The sequence below is a fragment of the Azospirillum sp. A26 genome (genome assembly GCF_042604635.1).
GTDB classification, from domain to species: Bacteria; Pseudomonadota; Alphaproteobacteria; order Azospirillales; family Azospirillaceae; genus Azospirillum; species Azospirillum palustre.
This window is the reverse complement of record NZ_CP170478.1, coordinates 211,139-228,752: the sequence shown is the minus strand read 5'-3', so window position 1 is coordinate 228,752 and position 17,614 is coordinate 211,139. Positions and strand designations below refer to the sequence as shown.

Below are 17,614 nucleotides of genomic sequence, written 5' to 3'. Positions count from 1 at the left end.
GCTGCGGGTCCTCGATCAGGCCGGAAGGCGGGCGACCGGATAAGGTTCGAACCGGCTGAGACTTTCGTCAACCGCCACGGTGCGCCCAATCGGCGGAAAGGCGCGTTGCGGGCAGGCCGGACGTTCGCAAACCTTGCAGCCGGCTCCGATCGGCGTGGCGGCGTCCGGGTCGCCCAACGCCAGCCCGCGGGAATAGACCAACCGGCCGGCGTGCTGGATGTCGCAGCCGAGCCCGACCGCGAAGGCCTTCGCCGGCGCGCCGAAGCCGCTGCGGCCATGGGCCACCGTACGGGCGATCCACAGGTAGGCCCGCCCGTCCGGCATTCGCGCCAGCTGCGTCAGCACGCGGCCGGGTGCGGAGAAAGCTTCGTAGACGTTCCACAGCGGGCAGGTTCCGCCGACGCGGGAGAAATGGAAGCTGGTGGCGGACTGGCGCTTCGACATGTTGCCGGCCCGGTCGACGCGGACGAAGAAGAAGGGCACGCCGGGCGCGCCCGGCCGCTGTAGCGTGCTCAGCCGATGGCAGACGGTCTCGAAACCGGTGCCGAAGCGCTGACCCAGCAGATCGATGTCGTAGGCCAGAGCCTCCGCGGTTTCCAGGAAGGCACCATAGGGCATGACCAACGCCCCGGCATAATAGTTGGCGAGACCGATGCGGGCGAGCGAGCGGGCCTGTGGGCCGGAAAAGCGACCTTCCTCCACCAGCCGATGCAGGAGGTCCGGTTCCTGATGGAAGGCGAGTTGGGTCGCCATCTGGAAGGCGCGGCGTCCGGGCTCCAGCGACCGGGCGATCCGCAACGTCCGGCTGTCGTCATCATACTGGCGCAGCGCGCCCTCCGGCATGGCCACGTCGTCGGTTACCGCCGTGCGGATGCCGTGACGATCGGCCAGCAGCCGCTCCAGTCCGCGGTCCACCGTCCCGATCTCCAGCCCGGCCCCGGTGAACAGCCGTTCGGCGGCTTCGTCGAGTGCCGCGATGTGGTTGTGGTGGCGATAGAAGAAGTCGCGCACCTCCTCGTAGGGCATCGGCGGCGGCAGTGCCCGGTCCTCCCAGGACGGCAGCGCATCGGAGGCCAGTGCATCCAGCCGTTCGGCCAGCCCGCGCGAGCGCCGGTGCAGCGCCACCAGCGCCCGGCCGACCGCCGGCATGTTGGTGGCGAGCGCCTTGATTTCGGCCATGGCGATAGCCTCGCCGGTTCCGGCTTCCGTCAGCGCCTCGCGCAGATCGGCGACCAGCCGGGCCTCCTCATCCTCGGAGAAGATCTGCACGTCGACGCCGAAGGCAGCGTTGATTCGCAGCAGGAGCGGTACCGTCAGCGGCCGCTGGTTGCGTTCGAGCTGGTTCAGGTAGCTCGGTGAGATCTCCAGGATGCGGGCCAGCGCCGTCTGGGTCAGCCCCCGTTCCTCACGCAACCGCTGCAGCCGGACTCCCATGAACGCCTTGGCCATGTCCAACGCCCTATTTGCAAAATTCGCTGACCCGCTGCAATGGCCTCGCAAAACGTGGCAATTCCGGCAGTCATCCGAGAAATCGATCTGCGTATATTGCAAACTGTGCGAATGCCGGGCAAGTCTTGCCATCGGCTGGTTCAGGGGCGCGATGGCGAATTGGTCCGGCTCAGCGGTAGACGGGAAAAGCCCGCGTGAGCTGCCCGACCCGCTCGCGGACGCGGGCGTTCACCGCCTCGTCCTCGGGAGCCTCCAGCAGGTCGGCGATCAGACCGCCCACGATGCGGGCTTCCGCTTCCTTGAAGCCCCGCGTCGTCATGGCGGGCGTTCCCAGCCGGATGCCCGAGGTCACGAACGGCTTTTCCGGATCGTTGGGAATGGCGTTCTTGTTGACGGTGATGTGGGCGCGGCCCAGAACCGCCTCGGCCTGCTTGCCGGTGATCCGCTTGGCGCGCAGATCGACCAGCATGACGTGGCTCTCGGTCCGGCCGGAGACGATCCGCAGGCCGCGCCCGATCAGCGAGTCGGCGAGTGCGACCGCGTTGCGCACCACCTGCCCCTGGTAGGCCTGGAACTCCGGCGTCATCGCCTCCTTGAACGCGACCGCCTTGCCGGCGATCACATGCATCAGAGGCCCGCCCTGCAGGCCGGGGAAGACGGCGGAGTTGATCGCTTTCTCATGCTCGGCGCGCATCAGGATCACGCCGCCACGCGGGCCGCGCAGGCTCTTGTGGGTGGTGGTGGTGACGAAGTCGGCGTGCGGCACCGGGTTGGGATAGACGCCAGCGGCGATCAGCCCGGCGTAATGCGCCATGTCCACCATGAAGAAGGCCCCGACCGCCTTGGCCACCCGGGCGATCCGCTCGAAGTCGATGCGCAGGGCGAAGGCGGAGGCGCCGGCGATGATGAGCTTGGGCCGGTGCGCGTGGGCCTGTCGTTCCAGCGCCTCGTAGTCGATGTCCTCCCGGGCGTCGAGGCCGTAGCTGACGGCATTGAACCATTTGCCGCTTATGTTGAGCGCCATGCCGTGGCTCAGATGCCCGCCTTCGGCCAGGTTCATGCCGAGGATGGTATCGCCGGGCTTGAGCACGGCGAAGAACACCGCCTGGTTGGCCTGGCTGCCGGAGTTGGGCTGGACGTTGGCCGCCTCGGCCCCGTAGAGCTGCCGGACGCGGTCGATGGCGAGCCGTTCGACGACGTCGACGTGCTCGCAGCCGCCGTAGTAGCGCTTGCCGGGGTATCCCTCGGCATATTTGTTGGTGAGCTGCGACCCCTGCGCCGCCATCACCGCCGGTGATGTGTAGTTCTCCGACGCGATCAGCTCGATGTGGTCTTCCTGCCGGCGGTTCTCATCCTCGATCACTGCGAAAACCTCGGGGTCGATCCGGTCGATGGTGTGGCGGCTGCGCTCGAACATGGCGTGGTTTCCGAAAAATGCGTTGCGACGAGGCAAGGCGCGAAGGCAGGGAACGGAATCGGGGTGGTGGACGCGTGTGGGGAGGGGGTGCTTCCACCCCTCCCCACACCGCCGAACACGTCAGGCGACGGTGGCGCGCAATGTCTTCGCCGCGCTGACCATGTTGGTCAGGGCCGGGATCACCTCGTTCCACTGACGGGTCTTGAGACCGCAGTCCGGGTTGACCCACAGCCGTTCAGCCGGAATGCGCTCGGCCGCCTTCCTCATCAGCCCGACGATGTGCCCTTCGGTCGGGATGTTCGGCGAATGGATGTCGTAGACGCCGGGACCGATCTCGTTGGGGTACTTGAAGTCGTCGAAGGCGTCGAGCAGCTCCATGTCCGACCGCGAGGTCTCGATGGTGATGACGTCGGCATCCATGTCGGCGATCGAGGCGATGATGTCGTTGAACTCCGAATAGCACATATGGGTGTGGATCTGCGTTTCGTCCGCCACGCCGTTGGCGGTGATGCGGAACGATTCCACCGCCCAGTCCAGGTACGCCTGCCACTGCGACCGGCGCAGCGGCAGACCTTCACGCAGGGCCGCCTCGTCGATCTGGATGACGCCGACGCCGGCCGTCTCCAGATCCAGCACCTCCTCGCGAATGGCCAGCGCCAGCTGCCGGCAGGATTCCGAGCGCGGCTGGTCATCGCGCACGAATGACCAGTTGAGGATGGTTACCGGGCCGGTGAGCATGCCCTTCATCGGCTTGTCCGTCAGCGAGGCGGCGTAGGAAATCCACTCGACCGTCATCGCCTTGGGACGGCTGATGTCGCCGAACAGGATCGGCGGCTTGACGCAGCGCGAGCCGTAGGACTGGACCCAGCCGCCCTGGCTGAAGACGTAGCCGTCGAGCTGCTCGCCGAAATACTCGACCATGTCGTTGCGCTCGGCCTCGCCATGGACCAGCACGTCGAGCCCCAGCGCCTCCTGCTCGCGCACGCTGCGCGCGATCTCGTTGCGCATCGCTTCGGTGTAAGCCGTGGCGTCGAGAGTCCCCGCCTTGAACTGGCTGCGCGCCTGGCGGATCTCCTTGGTCTGCGGGAAGGAGCCGATGGTTGTGGTCGGGAACTTCGGCAGGTTCAGGCGGGCAGCCTGCTTGGCGGCGCGCTCGGCGAAGGGGCTCTTGCGACGGCCCAGCTGGGCGTCGATGGCGGCGACCGCCGCCTTCACCGCCGGGTTGTTGACCCGCGGCGAGGTGCGGCGGGCCTCGATGGCGGCGCGGTTGGCGTCCAGCTCCGCCGCGACCTCGACCCTACCTTGGGCCAGCGCGGTCGCCAAGACACGGATCTCCTCCAGCTTCTGCACCGCGAAGGCCAGCCAGGAACGGACCTCCTCGTCCAGCTTGCGCTCGTTGGCGAGGTCGACCGGCACGTGCAGCAGCGAGCAGGACGGCGCGATCCACAGCCGCTCGCCCAACGTCTTCGCCACCGGTTCCAGCCAGTCGAGCGTCGCGCCGAGGTCGGTCTTCCAGATGTTGCGGCCGTTGACGACGCCGAGCGAGACGACGCGGTCGGCCGGAAGCGCCGCGATCAGCGCCTCGACCTCGTCGCGGGCGTTGATCGCGTCGAGATGGACGCCCTGGACCGGCAGCGCACAGGCGAGCCACAGATTGTCCTGGAGCTGGCCGAAATAGGTGGCCAGCTGCAGCTTGACCGCACCGGTGTCGAGTGTCCGGTAGGCCTGGGCGAAGGCGTCCCGCCACGCCGGCTCCAACTCGGTCACCAGGATCGGCTCGTCGATCTGCACCCACTCGATGCCCTGGTCGGCCAGTGCCGTCAGCAGCTCGACATAGACGGGGAGCAGGCGGGGCAGCAGCGCCAGCTTGTCCGAACCGTCCTTCGCCTTGCCCAGCGCGAGGTAGGTGACTGGGCCGATGATCACCGGCTTGGCCTTGACGCCCTGTGCCTTGGCCTCGGCGAGCTGCTCCAGCAGGCGGGACGTGTCGAGTGCGAAGGACGTCGCCGCGTCGAACTCGGGGACGATGTAGTGGTAGTTGGTGTCGAACCACTTGGTCATCTCGCCGGCGGCAACGCCGCCGCAGCACCCGCCATGCTCCTCGGCGGTCTCGGCCGAACGGCCGCGCGCCACGCGGAAATAGTTGTCCAGGGCGTCGCCATGGAAGCCGCGCACGCGCTCAGGCAGGTTGCCGAGCGTGAAGCTCATGTCGAGGACCTGGTCATAGAAGGCGAAATCGCCCACGGGAACGAGGTCGAGCGCGGCTTGATCCTGCCAGTGGCGCTTGCGGAGGTCGGCGCCGACCTGGACCAGTTCGTCGCGGGAGGACGCCCCCTTCCAATAGGCCTCCAGGGCGAACTTCAACTCGCGCTTGGCGCCGATGCGGGGGAAACCGAGGGTATGGGTCGTTGCCATGGGGTTCGCCTTGAAAGGAGAAATCGGCTCGGACCATACGGACTTCATTCCATGAATGAAAAATGGTATGATTTCATCGTTCAATAAATTTCATTCATGGGTTTCTCTAGGCCGAGGTGAGCATCGTGGCGATCCTGGAACGCATCCATCTGTCGATCATCCGCGAGGTCGATCGCCATGGCTCGCTGACGGCGGCGGCCAGCCGGTTGAACCTGACCCAGCCGGCGTTGAGCCACGCCATCCGCAAGCTGGAGGAGCAGTTGGGCGTGGATGTGTGGTATCGCGAGGGGCGCAGGCTGCGACCGACCCAGGCCGGGGAGTGGTTGCTGGCGGTCGCCAACCGCCTTCTCCCGCAATTGGCCCATGCCGAAGAGCGCCTCCTGCAATTCGCCCAGGGCGAGCGTGGGACCCTGCGCATCGGGATGGAATGCCATCCGTGCTATCAGTGGCTCCTGAAGATCGTCGCACCCTATGTCGATGCTTGGCCAAGGGTCGATGTGGACGTCCGGCAGAGGTTCCAGTTCGGTGGCATCGGCGCGCTGTTCGGCCACGAGATCGACATGCTGGTAACACCCGACCCGCTCTTCAAGCCCGGGCTGTGCTTCGAGCCGGTGTTCGACTACGAGCAGGTTCTGGTGGTCGGGCCCCGGCACCGCCTGCGCGGTGCCGCGTTCGTCGAGCCGGAGCAGATGGCGGACGAGGTCCTGATCACCTACCCGGTGGCCCCCGACCGCCTCGACATCTATACCCAGTTCCTCATGCCGGCCGGGATCAGTCCGCGGCAGCACAAGCCGATCGAGACCACCGACATCATGCTGCTGATGGTGGCCCACGGTCGCGGCGTCGCCGCCTTGCCTCGCTGGCTCGTCGAGGAGCAGAGCGCCAAATTCGAGGTGCATCCGGTGCGTCTGGGCCGGGATGGCGTCGCCAAGCAGATTTTCCTTGGCTTCCGCGAGGCTGACGCGGAGATCGGTTATCTGCGTGGATTCATCGATCTGGCACTCGCCCATCGTAGCGACAGGCCGGACCAGGCATAACCCGGCGCTCGGCAGCCACCTGTCATCCACCCGGCCGGAAGCTGCCGATGGCGTTGCGCAGGCCGAGCGCGATAGTCCGGTGGTCCGCCGCGTCTCCGTCTGGTGTCAGCCAATGGTCGACGCCGCCGTCCTGGTGCAGCACGAATTCGGCGATGCAGGGGTTTGCTGGTTGGCCGGCTTCGGCGCGGGCCTGTTCGACAAGGGCGCGGGCGATCTCCCGCAGCGTGTCCGCCGCCGCGATCAGTCCGGTGGCGTCGAGCGGAGCCGACGTTCCACGCAGGGACCAGCGTCCCTCCGCCGCCGTCAGGACGAAGGGGGCCGACCGTTCGACGGGAGCCGGCGGCATTGGGCGCCGCCGGAACGCCAGACGGACGAGATTGGACGGACCGGACATCGGCTTGGACATCGGCTGCGGCACCCCTCGCTTCCCCAAGGACGACAATGGGGGCGGGAATGGGGACGGATACCGGCACGGCGCGGAAAACTCCGGCGCCGCCGCACCCGCCGGGACACCCCGCCCGACTCGTGTTCGACGGATCCGGCAGGTCTCCTGGCTCGCGGGTCACAGCAGGCACGTCCGGCCTTCCCAATGCCGACCCATCCCGGAACGGTGGGGGCATCAGTGACGCTGGAACGACGCACCTGCTCTCCGCTTACAGTTGCGGGGGCAGCGCCGGCCTCATCCATCCTCATGACGAGGATAGGGGTTCACCGGCTTCCCTCTTAGCCCCGGACGCCCTGAAGCGAACGGGGACCGTATCCGCCCGGAACGGTAGGGGGCGTGCCTTATGGCGTCAAGCACGAGCGTCACCTCGGGCATCTTTCGCAAACTTCGCAGAACCGCATGCGAGGCTTTGCCAATTTTTGCCAGTTTCCGCCTGATTCCCGCTGATCATCAGCGTATCTTGCGAATGCTCAGGACAGGATGAGGACTATCCCCAGCATGGACGACCGCCGAGACGACGCCGAGACGATCTTCGCCGCCGAGTTTCCCCCGGCGACGCGTGAGCAATGGCGGGCCCTCGTGGAGAGGGGGCTGAAGGGTGCGGCCTTCGAAAAGCGGCTGGTCACCCGGCTGTACGAGGGTATCGCCGTGCAGCCGCTCTATACGGTCGAGGATTGGGCAGCGGCCGGCGATCCCTCCGGTTTTCCGGGATTCGCCCCCTTCACGCGTGGTGGCCATGCCGGCGGGGCTGGGCCGGATGGCTGGGATATCCTGACCGAACATGACATCCCGGATCCCAAGGCGGCCAACGCCGCGATCCTGACCGACCTGCTGCGCGGAGCCACCGCCATCCGGTTGCGCTTCGATCAGCTGGATCGTCCAGGCATTGCCATCGACCGGCTGGACGATCTCGACCGCGCACTGGCGGACGTCTATCCGGAGATGGTGCCGCTGTCGCTGGACGCCGGGGCCGACGCCGTCGCCGCGGCGGTGCTGCTCACCGCCCTGTGGCGCCGCCGTTCGGTCTCTCCGGACAAGGCGCGCGGCGCCTTCAACGCCGACCCGATCGGGACACTGGCAGCGACCGGAGCGCTGCCGGGCAGCCTGGAAGCCGCCCTGGCCGGCACGGCGGCCTTGGCCGCCTGGACCGCAGGCAGCTTCCCGCAGGTGACTGCGGTCGGGGTGGACAGCTCCCCCTGGCACGACGCCGGGGCCACCGAGAGCCAGGACCTCGCCGCCGCCATGGCGACCGGCGTCGCCTATCTGCGCGCGCTGACGGCGGCTGGGATGGACATCGATACCGCCTTCCAGCAGATCGCCTTCACCCTGTCGGTCGGCTGCGACCAATTCCTCTCCATCGCCAAGCTGCGCGCGGCGCGGCGCCTGTGGGGGCGGATCGGCGAGGCGTCGGGTGCATCGGAAGCGGCCCGCGCCATGCATCTGACCGCCCGCACCGCGCGGCGCATCATGGCGCGGCGAGATCCTTGGGTGAACATGCTGCGCACAACGGTGGCGGGCTTCGCCGCCGGAGTCGGCGGGGCCGACGCGGTGGCGGTGCTGCCCTTCGACGCGGCGCTCGGCGCGCCGGACGAGTTCGCCCGTCGCATCGCCCGCAACAGCCAGATCCTGCTGAAGGAGGAATCGTCGCTGGCCCGGGTCGCCGATCCGGCCGGCGGCTCCTGGTACGTCGAGACGTTGACCGAACAGCTGGCGCAGGCAGCCTGGGCCGAGTTCCAGGACATCGAGCGGCGCGGCGGCATCGCCGTCGTGCTGGCCGACGGCAGCCTCGCCCGCGCCATCGCCGAGTCCTGGGCACAGCGCGAGGCCAACATCGCCCGCCGCAAGGACCCGCTGACCGGAGTCAGCGAGTTCCCCAACATCTTCGAACAGCCGGTCGTGCGCCCGGTGCCGGTAATACGCGAACGCACCGTCACTCCTCACACCCCGGCGGTCATCGGGTCCGGCTCCCTCGACGATCTGGTGGAGGCCGCTGCTGGTGGGACGACGCGGGCTGGGCTGACGGCGGCGTTGGCGCGGGGCGCTCCCGCCCGCGTCGAACCGTTGCCGCGCCATCGCCTGCACGAGAACTTCGACTCGCTACGCGACGCCGCCGATCGCCACAAGATGGCCAGCGGGTCCTGGCCGGCAATCTTCCTCGCCAACATCGGGCCGGTCGCCCAGCACACGGCGCGCGCCACCTACGCCAAAAATTTCTTCGAGGCCGGCGGCGTCCAGGCACTCGGCAACAGCGGCTTCGCGGATGCTGAAGCCGTGGCGGCGGCCTTCCGCGCTTCGGGGGCCCGCATCGCCGTGCTGTGCGGTTCCGACGCCCTCTACGAGGCCCATGCCGCGCCCTTCGCCCATGCCCTGAAGGCGGCGGGCGCCGAGTACCTGTTCCTGGCCGGCAACCCCGGCGACCGCCGCGGCGACTACGTGGCGGCCGGCATCGACGAGTTCGTGTCGGTCGGATGCGACGTTCTCTCGGTCCTGCGCGCGACCCTGGCCCGCTTGGGAGTGCCCCTGTGATGAGCAACCTGCCGGACTTCACCACGCTGTCCCTGGACGCCGCCGCTCCCAGCGCCTCTCCCGCCGACTGGAACCGCCGGTTCGCGGCGGAAACCGGGACCGACGCGGCCAAGGCGCTGTGGCGCACGCCGGAGGTGCTCGACGTCAAGCCGCTCTACACGGCGGCTGACCTCGACGGGCTCGACCATCTGGCGACCATGCCGGGAATGGCGCCCTTCCTGCGCGGTCCCTACCCGACGATGTACGTCGAGAAGCCGTGGACGGTGCGGCAGTACGCCGGCTTCTCGACCGCGCAGGAATCCAACGCCTTCTACCGCCGCAACCTCGCGGCCGGGCAGAAGGGGCTGTCGGTCGCCTTCGATCTCGCCACGCACCGCGGCTACGACAGCGACCACCCGCGCGTCGCCGGCGACGTCGGCATGGCCGGGGTGGCGATCGATTCCATCCTCGACATGAAGACGCTGTTCGACGGCATCCCGCTCGACCAGATGTCGGTGTCGATGACGATGAACGGAGCGGTGCTGCCGGTACTGGCCGGCTACATCGTCGCGGCGGAGGAGCAGGGGGTATCCGCCGACAAGCTGAGTGGCACCATCCAGAACGACATCCTCAAGGAGTTCATGGTCCGCAACACCTACATCTACCCGCCCAAGCCGTCGATGCGGATCATCTCCGACATCTTCGCCTACACCTCGCAGACCATGCCGAAGTTCAACTCGATCTCGATCTCCGGCTACCACCTGCAGGAGGCGGGGGCCACCGCCGACCTGGAACTGGCCTATACGCTGGCCGACGGGGTGGAATATGCGCGCGCCGGGCTGGCCGCCGGGCTGACCATCGATCAGTTCGCGCCGCGCCTATCCTTTTTCTGGGCCATCGGCATGAACTTTTTCATGGAGGTCGCCAAGATGCGCGCCGGGCGCATGCTGTGGGCCAAGCTGATCAAGGAGTTCGCCCCGAAGAGCGACAAGTCGCTGTCGCTGCGCACCCACTCCCAGACCTCGGGCTGGAGCCTGACGGCTCAGGACGTCTTCAACAACGTGACGCGCACCTGCATTGAGGCAATGGCCTCCACCCAGGGCCACACCCAGTCCCTGCACACCAACGCGCTGGACGAGGCACTGGCGCTGCCGACCGACTTCTCCGCCCGCATCGCCCGCAACACCCAGCTCTTCCTCCAGCAGGAGAGCGGCACCTGCCGGGTGATCGACCCGTGGGGCGGCAGCTACTACGTCGAGCGGCTGACCCGCGAGCTGGCCGCCCGCGCCTGGGGCCACATCCGCGAGGTCGAGGAGACCGGCGGCATGGCCAAGGCCATCGAGACCGGCATCCCCAAGATGCGCGTCGAGGAGGCCGCCGCCCGCACCCAGGCCCGCATCGATTCCGGCCGCCAGACCGTGGTCGGCGTCAACAAGTACCGGCTGGAGCGCGAGGAGGCCATCGAGGTGCTGAAGGTGGACAACTCCGCCGTGCGCGCCCAGCAGGTCGCCCAGCTCGAACGGCTGCGCGCAGAGCGCGATGCGGTGCGCTGCCGCCAGACGCTCGACGCGCTGACCAACGCGGCGGCGGCCGGCAGCGGCAACCTGCTGGCTCTGTCGGTGGACGCCATCCGCGCCCGCGCCACGGTCGGCGAGATCTCCGACGCGCTGGAAAAGGTCTTCGGCCGGCACAAGGCGGAGATCCGCACCATCACCGGCATCTACGCCGGCGAGGTCGGGCGGCAGTCCGATGCCATCGCCAAGGTCCGGACGCTGGTGGCGGAGTTCGCTGAGCAGGATGGCCGGCGCCCTCGCATCATGGTGGCGAAGATGGGTCAGGACGGCCATGACCGCGGCCAGAAGGTGATCGCAACCGCCTTCGCCGACCTCGGCTTCGACGTGGACGTCGGCCCGCTGTTCCAGACGCCGGAAGAAGCGGCGCGGCAGGCGGTGGAGAATGATTGCCACATCATCGGCGTCAGCTCGCTGGCGGCCGGCCACCTGACGCTGGTTCCGCAGCTGAAGGCGGAACTGGAGCGCCACGGGGCCGGCGACATCCTGATCGTCGTCGGCGGCGTGGTGCCGCCGCAGGATTACGACGCGCTCCATGCGGCCGGAGCCACGGCGATCTTCCCGCCGGGCACCGTCATCAGCGAAGCGGCGGTGGACTTGCTTCGCATCCTTAACGAGTGCCACGGCTATGCACCGAAAGCGGCTTAGACCAGGGGAGAGTTCGATCCGGGGTCCGTGGCCCTGACCCCCAGCATCCGGCAGACGGCGAGGGTCAGGTCTGAGCGGTTCAGCGTGTAGAAATGGAAGTCCCGGATGCCCTGGGCCTGGAGGGACTGACACTGCTTCGCCGCCATCGTCGCGGCGACGAGCTGGCGGGTCTCCGGATCGTCGTCCAGCCCCTCGAGGGTCTCGGCCAGCTTCGCCGGCATCGACGCACCGCACTTGCCGGCGAACTCCACCGCGCGGGCGAAGTTGGTGATCGGCAGGATGCCGGGGACGATCGGCACATGGATGCCGGCCGCCGCGCAGCGGTCGAGGAAGCGGAAATAGGCGTCGTTGTCGAAAAAGAACTGGGTGATGGCCCGGGTGGCGCCGGCATCGACCTTGCGCTTCAGGTTGTCCAGGTCGAACTGGGCGTTCGGCGCCTCCGGATGGCTTTCCGGATAGGCGGCGACCGAGATCTCGAAATCGGCGATGCGCTTCATCCCCGCCACCAGATCGGCGGCATAGGCGTAGCCGCCGGGGAACGGCTCGTACCGTCCGCCGACACCGCCCGTGGTCTCCGGCGGGTAGCCGCGCAGCGCCACCAGATGGCGGATGCCGGCATCCCAATAGGTACGGGCGATGGCGTCGATCTCGTGGCGGGTGGCGCCGACGCAGGTGAAGTGGGCGGCGGCCGGAATGCCGGTCTCGTCCTGGATGCGGCAGACGGTGGCATGAGCGCGCTCGCGAGTCGAGCCGCCGGCGCCGTAGGTCACCGACACGAAGCCGGGCGACAGCGGAGCCAGCCGGCGGATCGCCTGCCACAGGCTCTGTTCCATCCTCTCCGAGGGCAGCGCGATAAGTGTCAGCTAAACAACGCCGCCATTATCAACAAAACACAGTAAGGCGTAGCTCTTCCAGCGCTTACGTGCGACTCTCAGCCATCAAGCACGGAGGGGACGATGGGATCGGTGCTCGAAGAGCTGACGGCCATTCGGACCGTGGCGGAGATGACCGAAGCGTTCCGCGACGAGGCGCGGTGCCGCCGGCTGGTTGAGGCGATGGTGTGGCCGAACGGACGGTTCTGTCCGGCCTGCGGCTCGCGGCGTTCGATCACCCTGGCCGGGCGCGACATGGGACGACGGTCGCGGCCTGGGCTTTATCAGTGCTGCAATCCGGATTGCCGCTTCCAGTTCACCGTGACGACGCGAACCCCGTTGCATGGAACGAAACTGCCGTTGCGGACCTGGCTCATGGGGCTGTGGTTTATCCTGCAATCGGACAAGGTCATCTCGTCTATCCGTCTGGCCGAAGCACTCGGCGTCAGCCAGCCGACAGCATGGCGGATGGGTCACGTCCTGCGGCTCCTGGTGTTGCGCGACCATCCGCTGGGTGGGACGGTGGAGATCGACGAGTTCCACTTCGGCGCCAAGCCGCGCCGTGATCCCAACCCTCCCAAACTGGGGCGTGGACGCAAGGGCCAGCCCCGCACGACGAAGACACCAGCTCTCTCGGTCGTTCAACGGCCAAACGGTCGGGAGCCGGGCACACCGGCGGGCGAGGCCCGTGCCGCTGTGGTCACCGATCTGTCGCTCGACGAGGCCGAGCGGGTGCTGGAAGCCGCTGTCGATCCCGACGCGCACCTGATGAGCGACGAATGGAAGGCGTTCGTCGCCATCGGCAGCGCATTCGGTGCGCACGATACGGTTCGCCATTCCCAGCGCGAGTATGTTCGCGGCAGCGTGCATGCCAACTCAGCCGAGGGCTTCAACGATCGTGTCCGGCGCACGATCGCCGGCGTTTTCCATCACATCAGCCCTGACCACGCCGACCTGTATTTTGGCGAAATCGGCTTCCGCTGGTCCCAGCGCACGGTAACAGGTCAGGCCGAACGCCGGACCCGCAAGGGGCGGACGGTAATCCAAACCCTCTGGTCTCGTGTTCCCCCAGCCCTCCAGCTTCCGGCCGTTTTTCGTTACGCTGTCGGGCGTCAACTCCGGCGGTCCAAGGATGGCGGGATCAATATCCGCTCTGCTGTAGCTGTCTTTGGTTGATAATGGCGGCGTTGTTTAGCTGACACTTATCGCGCTGCCCTCTAGTTTGCGCAGCTCGCCGGCGAACTGGTCGAATGCGAAGGTGTTAGCATATTCCTGAAAACCGAGCACCTCGCCATCCAAATCCGCAATGATGAGATGTATGTGGGACTGGCGGGCAAGGCTGTCCAACCCGTCACGAGCGGCCTCGGAAAAAGGATCGAAGGCGAGCAGAAATTCATCCACCACCGACCCGTTGCCGCCGTCCGCCAGCTGTATCAGGACGAAAGCAATGACGGCGCCGTCAACTCTCACAACCCCACAGGTCGGATCGCAACGTAGGCGTTTCAACGAGCCGATCGCCCGTCCATGGGACGTCTCAGCATTGATCAGGAACGCGATCTCCGTCGGCATGGACGGCGAAAGCGTGAGCTGGAGAAAGCGTATGCCAGTGGTGCCCGGCTGGTTCAGGAAGCGATCGCCAAGGTTGACCTTGCCGTCTTTCCACGCCGTGTCAATGACCCCGGTAGCAGGTGCGGAGCCATCGGCGCTCCACGCCTCCAACTCGATGGGCCGCCCGCTCACATAGTTCTCAATCACCTGGAAGGTTCCGTCGATCAGATCAGTCCATTCTAAAACAAAGAGGCTGTCGGCGTCGCCTCCGCGAACGACGACGCAAACCTCCCGCGCGTAGTCGATTTTGGGCAGGTTCGCTGGTGGATCGATGATGGCGGTTCCGATGCCCCCATCCGCACCGATGTTGATGCAGGGCAGTAACCGGCCGGCGCGCAGCATTTCGTCGATCCCTCTGCGCAAATTCGACGCCAGGCACCCGCTGATCGCCGACCAGCTCGCCGGCGTCGCCGCCCTGCAGGCGCGGCGCAAGGTCAAACAGGCGGCGCCGATCCTGCCGGATCTGCTCAGGCGGCTCGTCGCCGCCCAGCCCGACAGCACCGCCGGACGGCGCAACGCCCAGCTACTGCTGCTCGGCTTCGGCGCAGCGACCCGGCGCAGCGAGTTGGTCGGGCTGGACGTCGGGGATGTGGTGGTGGTGCCAAGGCGGGGGTTGGAGGTCACCATCCGCGGCGGCAAGACCAAGCGCGGCCGTACCGCCGCCATTTGGGCTGCCGACGACCCGGCGGTCTGCCCGGTCGAGGCGCTGCGCCGCTGGCGCACCGTCTACACCGTGGAGGAGGCCGACGCGCCGCTGTTCGTGTCGGTGGGGAAGGGCGGGTCGTTTGGCGGTCGGCTCTCCGAGCGCACGGTGGACCGGCTGGTGCGCGAGACCAGTCAGGCCATCGGCGAAACCGACGCGGATCTGATCCGCTGGACCCAGGGGCCGGAGATGGCGCAGCGCCTGGGCAGCCGCTTCTCCGCCCACTCCTTGCGCAGCGGCTTCGCCACCGCCGCCGCTGAGGAGGAGGCGAGCCTGAAGAAAATCATGGAGCAGACCGGGCACCAGAGCAGCGACGTCGCGCTGAAGTACATCCGCCATGCCAACCGCTGGCGCGACAACCCCACCGAGCGCCTGTTCCGCCGCAAGCCCGACGCGGACTGACGGCGCACAGCGGGGGGGACAGGCCCCGCTCAGGAGCGAGCGGGGCCTGTCTCGCTGCTACGCCATCTCGTAGGCGCCCACATACAGGTAGCCGCCCCTGGTCCTGGCCATCGCGCGCAGACGCGGGTTGACCGGGTGCTCCAGGGTGTACGGCTGGTCGCCGTTGGGGTTGATCCAGGTCTGGTCGCACAGGGTCTTCAGCCAAGCGGTCACCTCGTTGTCCAGGAACGTCTGGAAGTCGGGGCTGAACGGGGCCTCGGCCGGGAGGAACGACTTGCGGTTGGAAAAGAACTCCAGCGTCTGGCGACCGTAGTGGCTCTGCAGAATGGCGCGCAGGCCAAAGGCGCCGCGGATCGGCGTGTTGTCCGGCGGCGGCAAGCCGAACCAGTGATCCTTCGGGGCAAAAAGCATCGGGTCTCCTGTGGTCGGCCGGGGGTTGGGGCCGGCGTCGCGCTGGGATATGGATCGGTTGGAAGCCGGGAAGGGGCTGGTCCGAAAATTTTTCGCAAATCGGTCCGGTCTGGTGCGCCAGGGGCCCGGAAGCCGTCGGTGCGACTTCAGCGTCGACCGGATGTCCATGCTGTGGCCCGACGAGGAGCAATGACGGTGGCGTATGACGACGTTCGGCCGTGACACCCCGGGAGGCATCCGCGCTACCGACGACGACATCAAGCATGCGGCTGGGGGCCTGCGTACCGCATACCCCGGAGATCCTAGCGCTGATTGAGGTCACTCCCGACCTCACGTTGGCCGAGATTGCGGCTCATCTGAAGAGCCAGCACGGGCTATGGTTTGCGGTAAGCACGGTCTGGCGTCTGCTGAACCGGCACGGCTTGACGGTCAAAAAACGCGCACGCCAGTGAGCAGCAGCGGCCGGACGTGCTGCGCAGTCGACGCGCGTGGTTCGACCTCCAACCCGGCGTCGATCGTGAATGCTTCGTGTTCATCGACGGAACCGGCGCCGAGTTGTGCTTCCTGCCGCCATACAGCCCCGACTTCAATTCGATCGAGATGGCCTTCTCCAAACTCAGAGCATTCCTGAGAAAGGCTCCGGCGCGGACGAAGGACGCTCTCTGGGAGGCCATTCAACAGAGCATCGACGCAATCACACCGACGGAGTGCGCAAACTTCTTCTCGGCCGCTGAATATGTCCGTGATTGAGAGGAAAATGCTCTAGCTGGCTTGATGAGTCGCCGCACGCAACGAGAAGGGGGATGGCCCCAATCGCTAACGCCCTTAAACCAATCATCTTTCCAGGTCCTCCCGTTCTTTCGGTCTTAGCATTGTTTACCGAAAAAATTTCGCAATATCCTTAAGTACAGCTCACAATACCTCCAGACTTTCATATGATAAAAGTCGAATGACACCGGTAAATTTAATATTGACAGACGCAAAATTGCCTATGCATCGTAAAGATTGTCTCGTGGGAATAAGCTATGGAGTGCCTTTCAGTGTAAAAGTAGAACTATTCGGAGGGAAAATGTCGCTCCAAGTCATAAAAAAGGATACCGAATACGTTTTCAACCATTGCACAAAGCTTCTCGCGCGCGACAACGAGGACGCGCGGCACAGCTTCTTCGGAACATACGACGGGCAGTCACGGCAGAGCATCAGCGAATGCTGGCGTCTTCCGATCATTGACGCCCACGACGGCGGAGGAGCCGACGCTGGCGAATGGAACGATGTGACGTTTGTCTACGCCCCGCCAGGAGGCGCCCGGCCCGAGGCCGTATCCCTGGTCTGCACGGCCCACCGCCTGAACGAGCCTTTGAGGCTGGAATCGTTGGACGGGAGCCGGTTCTTCGCGCTTTCGGCCAAGGTGCCGCGCGGGAGGCGGTTCCGCTACCTGTTCGTCGTTGACGACCGGGCTTCCCTGGACCCGATCAACCCCCAGGTCGAAACCCTGCCCAACGGCGACGTCTGGTCGAGCTTCTTCACTTGGTCGTACGCCCAGCCCGTGAGCTTCGAGCCGTGGGAGTACGCGATCCTAGACCGTCTGGTGCGGCACATACTCCCGTTCAATTCCGACGATGCCATCAACCTTCTCGCTCGCGGAGCCGACGAGAACAAGGTCGACCATCTATACAGGCTCGACATATCGGTCGGCGTCGCGAATTTCATCGACAAGCTGGTCGCGCGCGAGGAGAGGCATCGCCTCGACACTTACAAGACCTGCTTGGAGATGATCGACGGCATCCTCAGGCGACGTCACCAGGGCCGCGACCCGGCCTTGGTCGAGGAGTCCGCCTACGTCCAGCTCTACGGCGATCTAGCGGTGGGAGCCCCGTCGCTCTTCGAGGACGGATGGGACAGGGAGCGCTACGGCAATCCCTCGTATTTCCTCTGGCTTCTCCGCCGGCACGCGTGGACCGGGGCGTTCTCGCACCCGAAATACGGGGGCAATCCGGGGGGCATGGCATGGGACTATCTGGCCGAGCGGTTTCGCTCGACAGCGGACCCAGCCGTCACCGCCTTCGCTTGGCGGCAGGCGATCGAGCCTCCGCTTGGGACCAGCGCCGAGTACCGCGGCTGAGTCCAGGAA

At 66.6% G+C, this 17,614-nt stretch carries 15 protein-coding genes and 1 riboswitch; of the genes, 8 read left to right on the top strand and 7 right to left on the bottom strand.

Annotated elements, in window-relative coordinates; translation table 11 throughout:
• Window positions 1-15 precede the first annotated feature (15 nt).
• The 3 genes from ABNQ39_RS37020 to metE form a co-directional block, all read right to left on the bottom strand.
• Window positions 16-1,449, bottom strand: a complete 1,434-nt coding sequence (locus ABNQ39_RS37020; protein ID WP_376967929.1) for a short-chain fatty acyl-CoA regulator family protein — start codon at window positions 1,447-1,449, stop codon at window positions 16-18.
• A gap of 169 nt (window positions 1,450-1,618) precedes the next feature.
• On the bottom strand, window positions 1,619-2,866 hold the full coding sequence (gene glyA / locus ABNQ39_RS37015) for a serine hydroxymethyltransferase (RefSeq protein WP_376967926.1): 1,248 nt from the start codon (window positions 2,864-2,866) through the stop codon (window positions 1,619-1,621).
• A 120-nt stretch (window positions 2,867-2,986) separates the two neighbouring features.
• Window positions 2,987-5,281, bottom strand: coding sequence for a 5-methyltetrahydropteroyltriglutamate--homocysteine S-methyltransferase (metE, locus tag ABNQ39_RS37010; RefSeq protein ID WP_376967923.1), 2,295 nt, complete (start codon window positions 5,279-5,281; stop codon window positions 2,987-2,989).
• A 125-nt stretch (window positions 5,282-5,406) separates the two neighbouring features.
• On the opposite strand from metE, the gene ABNQ39_RS37005 reads away from it, so the two are divergent.
• Entirely contained in the window at window positions 5,407-6,318 is a 912-nt protein-coding gene (locus ABNQ39_RS37005) for a LysR family transcriptional regulator (RefSeq protein WP_376967920.1), read from the top strand.
• 22 nt (window positions 6,319-6,340) lie between these two features.
• On the opposite strand, the gene ABNQ39_RS37000 is transcribed toward ABNQ39_RS37005, so the two are convergent.
• Window positions 6,341-6,724, bottom strand: coding sequence for a hypothetical protein (locus ABNQ39_RS37000; protein WP_376967918.1), 384 nt, complete (start codon window positions 6,722-6,724; stop codon window positions 6,341-6,343).
• Between the two features lie 117 nt (window positions 6,725-6,841).
• Window positions 6,842-7,092, bottom strand: a riboswitch (cobalamin riboswitch).
• 169 nt (window positions 7,093-7,261) lie between these two features.
• Here ABNQ39_RS37000 and ABNQ39_RS36995 point away from each other — a divergent pair.
• The gene (locus ABNQ39_RS36995) at window positions 7,262-9,289 is read left to right on the top strand and encodes a methylmalonyl-CoA mutase family protein (RefSeq protein WP_376967915.1); all 2,028 of its coding nucleotides are present in this window, start codon (window positions 7,262-7,264) and stop codon (window positions 9,287-9,289) included.
• On the top strand, window positions 9,289-11,487 hold the full coding sequence (gene scpA / locus ABNQ39_RS36990; RefSeq protein WP_376967913.1) for a methylmalonyl-CoA mutase: 2,199 nt from the start codon (window positions 9,289-9,291) through the stop codon (window positions 11,485-11,487). Before ABNQ39_RS36995 ends, scpA begins: the two co-directional genes overlap by 1 nt.
• On the opposite strand, the gene metF is transcribed toward scpA, so the two are convergent.
• The gene (metF, locus tag ABNQ39_RS36985; protein WP_376967910.1) at window positions 11,484-12,320 is read right to left on the bottom strand and encodes a methylenetetrahydrofolate reductase [NAD(P)H]; all 837 of its coding nucleotides are present in this window, start codon (window positions 12,318-12,320) and stop codon (window positions 11,484-11,486) included. The genes scpA and metF overlap by 4 nt on opposite strands.
• Before the next feature lie 123 nt (window positions 12,321-12,443).
• On the opposite strand from metF, the gene ABNQ39_RS36980 reads away from it, so the two are divergent.
• The gene (locus ABNQ39_RS36980) at window positions 12,444-13,535 is read left to right on the top strand and encodes an IS1595 family transposase (RefSeq protein WP_376967908.1); all 1,092 of its coding nucleotides are present in this window, start codon (window positions 12,444-12,446) and stop codon (window positions 13,533-13,535) included.
• Between the two features lie 15 nt (window positions 13,536-13,550).
• Here the strand turns inward: ABNQ39_RS36980 and ABNQ39_RS36975 are convergent, their stop codons facing one another.
• Window positions 13,551-14,309: a hypothetical protein gene (locus ABNQ39_RS36975; RefSeq protein ID WP_376967905.1), complete on the bottom strand. Its 759-nt coding sequence runs from the start codon at window positions 14,307-14,309 to the stop codon at window positions 13,551-13,553.
• On the opposite strand from ABNQ39_RS36975, the gene ABNQ39_RS36970 reads away from it, so the two are divergent.
• Complete coding sequence (locus ABNQ39_RS36970; protein WP_376967903.1) at window positions 14,278-15,072, top strand: tyrosine-type recombinase/integrase; 795 nt, start codon at window positions 14,278-14,280, stop codon at window positions 15,070-15,072. The two genes, ABNQ39_RS36975 and ABNQ39_RS36970, sit on opposite strands and share 32 nt — an antisense overlap.
• 57 nt (window positions 15,073-15,129) lie before the next feature.
• Here the strand turns inward: ABNQ39_RS36970 and ABNQ39_RS36965 are convergent, their stop codons facing one another.
• On the bottom strand, window positions 15,130-15,483 hold the full coding sequence (locus ABNQ39_RS36965; RefSeq protein WP_376967901.1) for a hypothetical protein: 354 nt from the start codon (window positions 15,481-15,483) through the stop codon (window positions 15,130-15,132).
• A 263-nt stretch (window positions 15,484-15,746) separates the two neighbouring features.
• Between ABNQ39_RS36965 and ABNQ39_RS36960 the strand changes: the two genes are divergently transcribed.
• The 3 genes from ABNQ39_RS36960 (at window position 15,747) to ABNQ39_RS36950 (ending at window position 17,605) form a co-directional block, all read left to right on the top strand.
• On the top strand, window positions 15,747-15,935 hold the full coding sequence (locus ABNQ39_RS36960; RefSeq protein WP_376967899.1) for a winged helix-turn-helix domain-containing protein: 189 nt from the start codon (window positions 15,747-15,749) through the stop codon (window positions 15,933-15,935).
• 16 nt (window positions 15,936-15,951) lie between these two features.
• Complete coding sequence (locus tag ABNQ39_RS36955; RefSeq protein ID WP_376967896.1) at window positions 15,952-16,233, top strand: transposase; 282 nt, start codon at window positions 15,952-15,954, stop codon at window positions 16,231-16,233.
• A 319-nt stretch (window positions 16,234-16,552) separates the two neighbouring features.
• Window positions 16,553-17,605: a gluconate 2-dehydrogenase subunit 3 family protein gene (locus ABNQ39_RS36950; RefSeq protein WP_376967892.1), complete on the top strand. Its 1,053-nt coding sequence runs from the start codon at window positions 16,553-16,555 to the stop codon at window positions 17,603-17,605.
• The last annotated feature ends 9 nt before the right edge of the window (window positions 17,606-17,614 follow it).

Excerpts from the sequence above, each read along its gene's own strand:
- ABNQ39_RS36965 (WP_376967901.1), bottom strand. The coding sequence starts at position 15,483 with ATGCTTTTTGCCCCGAAGGATCACTGGTTCGGCTTGCCGCCGCCGGAC.
- metF (WP_376967910.1), bottom strand. The coding sequence starts at position 12,320 with ATGGAACAGAGCCTGTGGCAGGCGATCCGCCGGCTGGCTCCGCTGTCG.
- ABNQ39_RS37020 (WP_376967929.1), bottom strand. The coding sequence starts at position 1,449 with ATGGCCAAGGCGTTCATGGGAGTCCGGCTGCAGCGGTTGCGTGAGGAA.
- ABNQ39_RS36975 (WP_376967905.1), bottom strand. The coding sequence starts at position 14,309 with ATGCTGCGCGCCGGCCGGTTACTGCCCTGCATCAACATCGGTGCGGAT.
- glyA (WP_376967926.1), bottom strand. The coding sequence starts at position 2,866 with ATGTTCGAGCGCAGCCGCCACACCATCGACCGGATCGACCCCGAGGTT.
- ABNQ39_RS36970 (WP_376967903.1), top strand. The coding sequence starts at position 14,278 with ATGCAGGGCAGTAACCGGCCGGCGCGCAGCATTTCGTCGATCCCTCTG.
- ABNQ39_RS36950 (WP_376967892.1), top strand. The coding sequence starts at position 16,553 with ATGTCGCTCCAAGTCATAAAAAAGGATACCGAATACGTTTTCAACCAT.
- ABNQ39_RS36995 (WP_376967915.1), top strand. The coding sequence starts at position 7,262 with ATGGACGACCGCCGAGACGACGCCGAGACGATCTTCGCCGCCGAGTTT.
- metE (WP_376967923.1), bottom strand. The coding sequence starts at position 5,281 with ATGGCAACGACCCATACCCTCGGTTTCCCCCGCATCGGCGCCAAGCGC.
- ABNQ39_RS36960 (WP_376967899.1), top strand. The coding sequence starts at position 15,747 with ATGCGGCTGGGGGCCTGCGTACCGCATACCCCGGAGATCCTAGCGCTG.
- scpA (WP_376967913.1), top strand. The coding sequence starts at position 9,289 with ATGAGCAACCTGCCGGACTTCACCACGCTGTCCCTGGACGCCGCCGCT.
- ABNQ39_RS37000 (WP_376967918.1), bottom strand. The coding sequence starts at position 6,724 with ATGTCCAAGCCGATGTCCGGTCCGTCCAATCTCGTCCGTCTGGCGTTC.
- ABNQ39_RS36980 (WP_376967908.1), top strand. The coding sequence starts at position 12,444 with ATGGGATCGGTGCTCGAAGAGCTGACGGCCATTCGGACCGTGGCGGAG.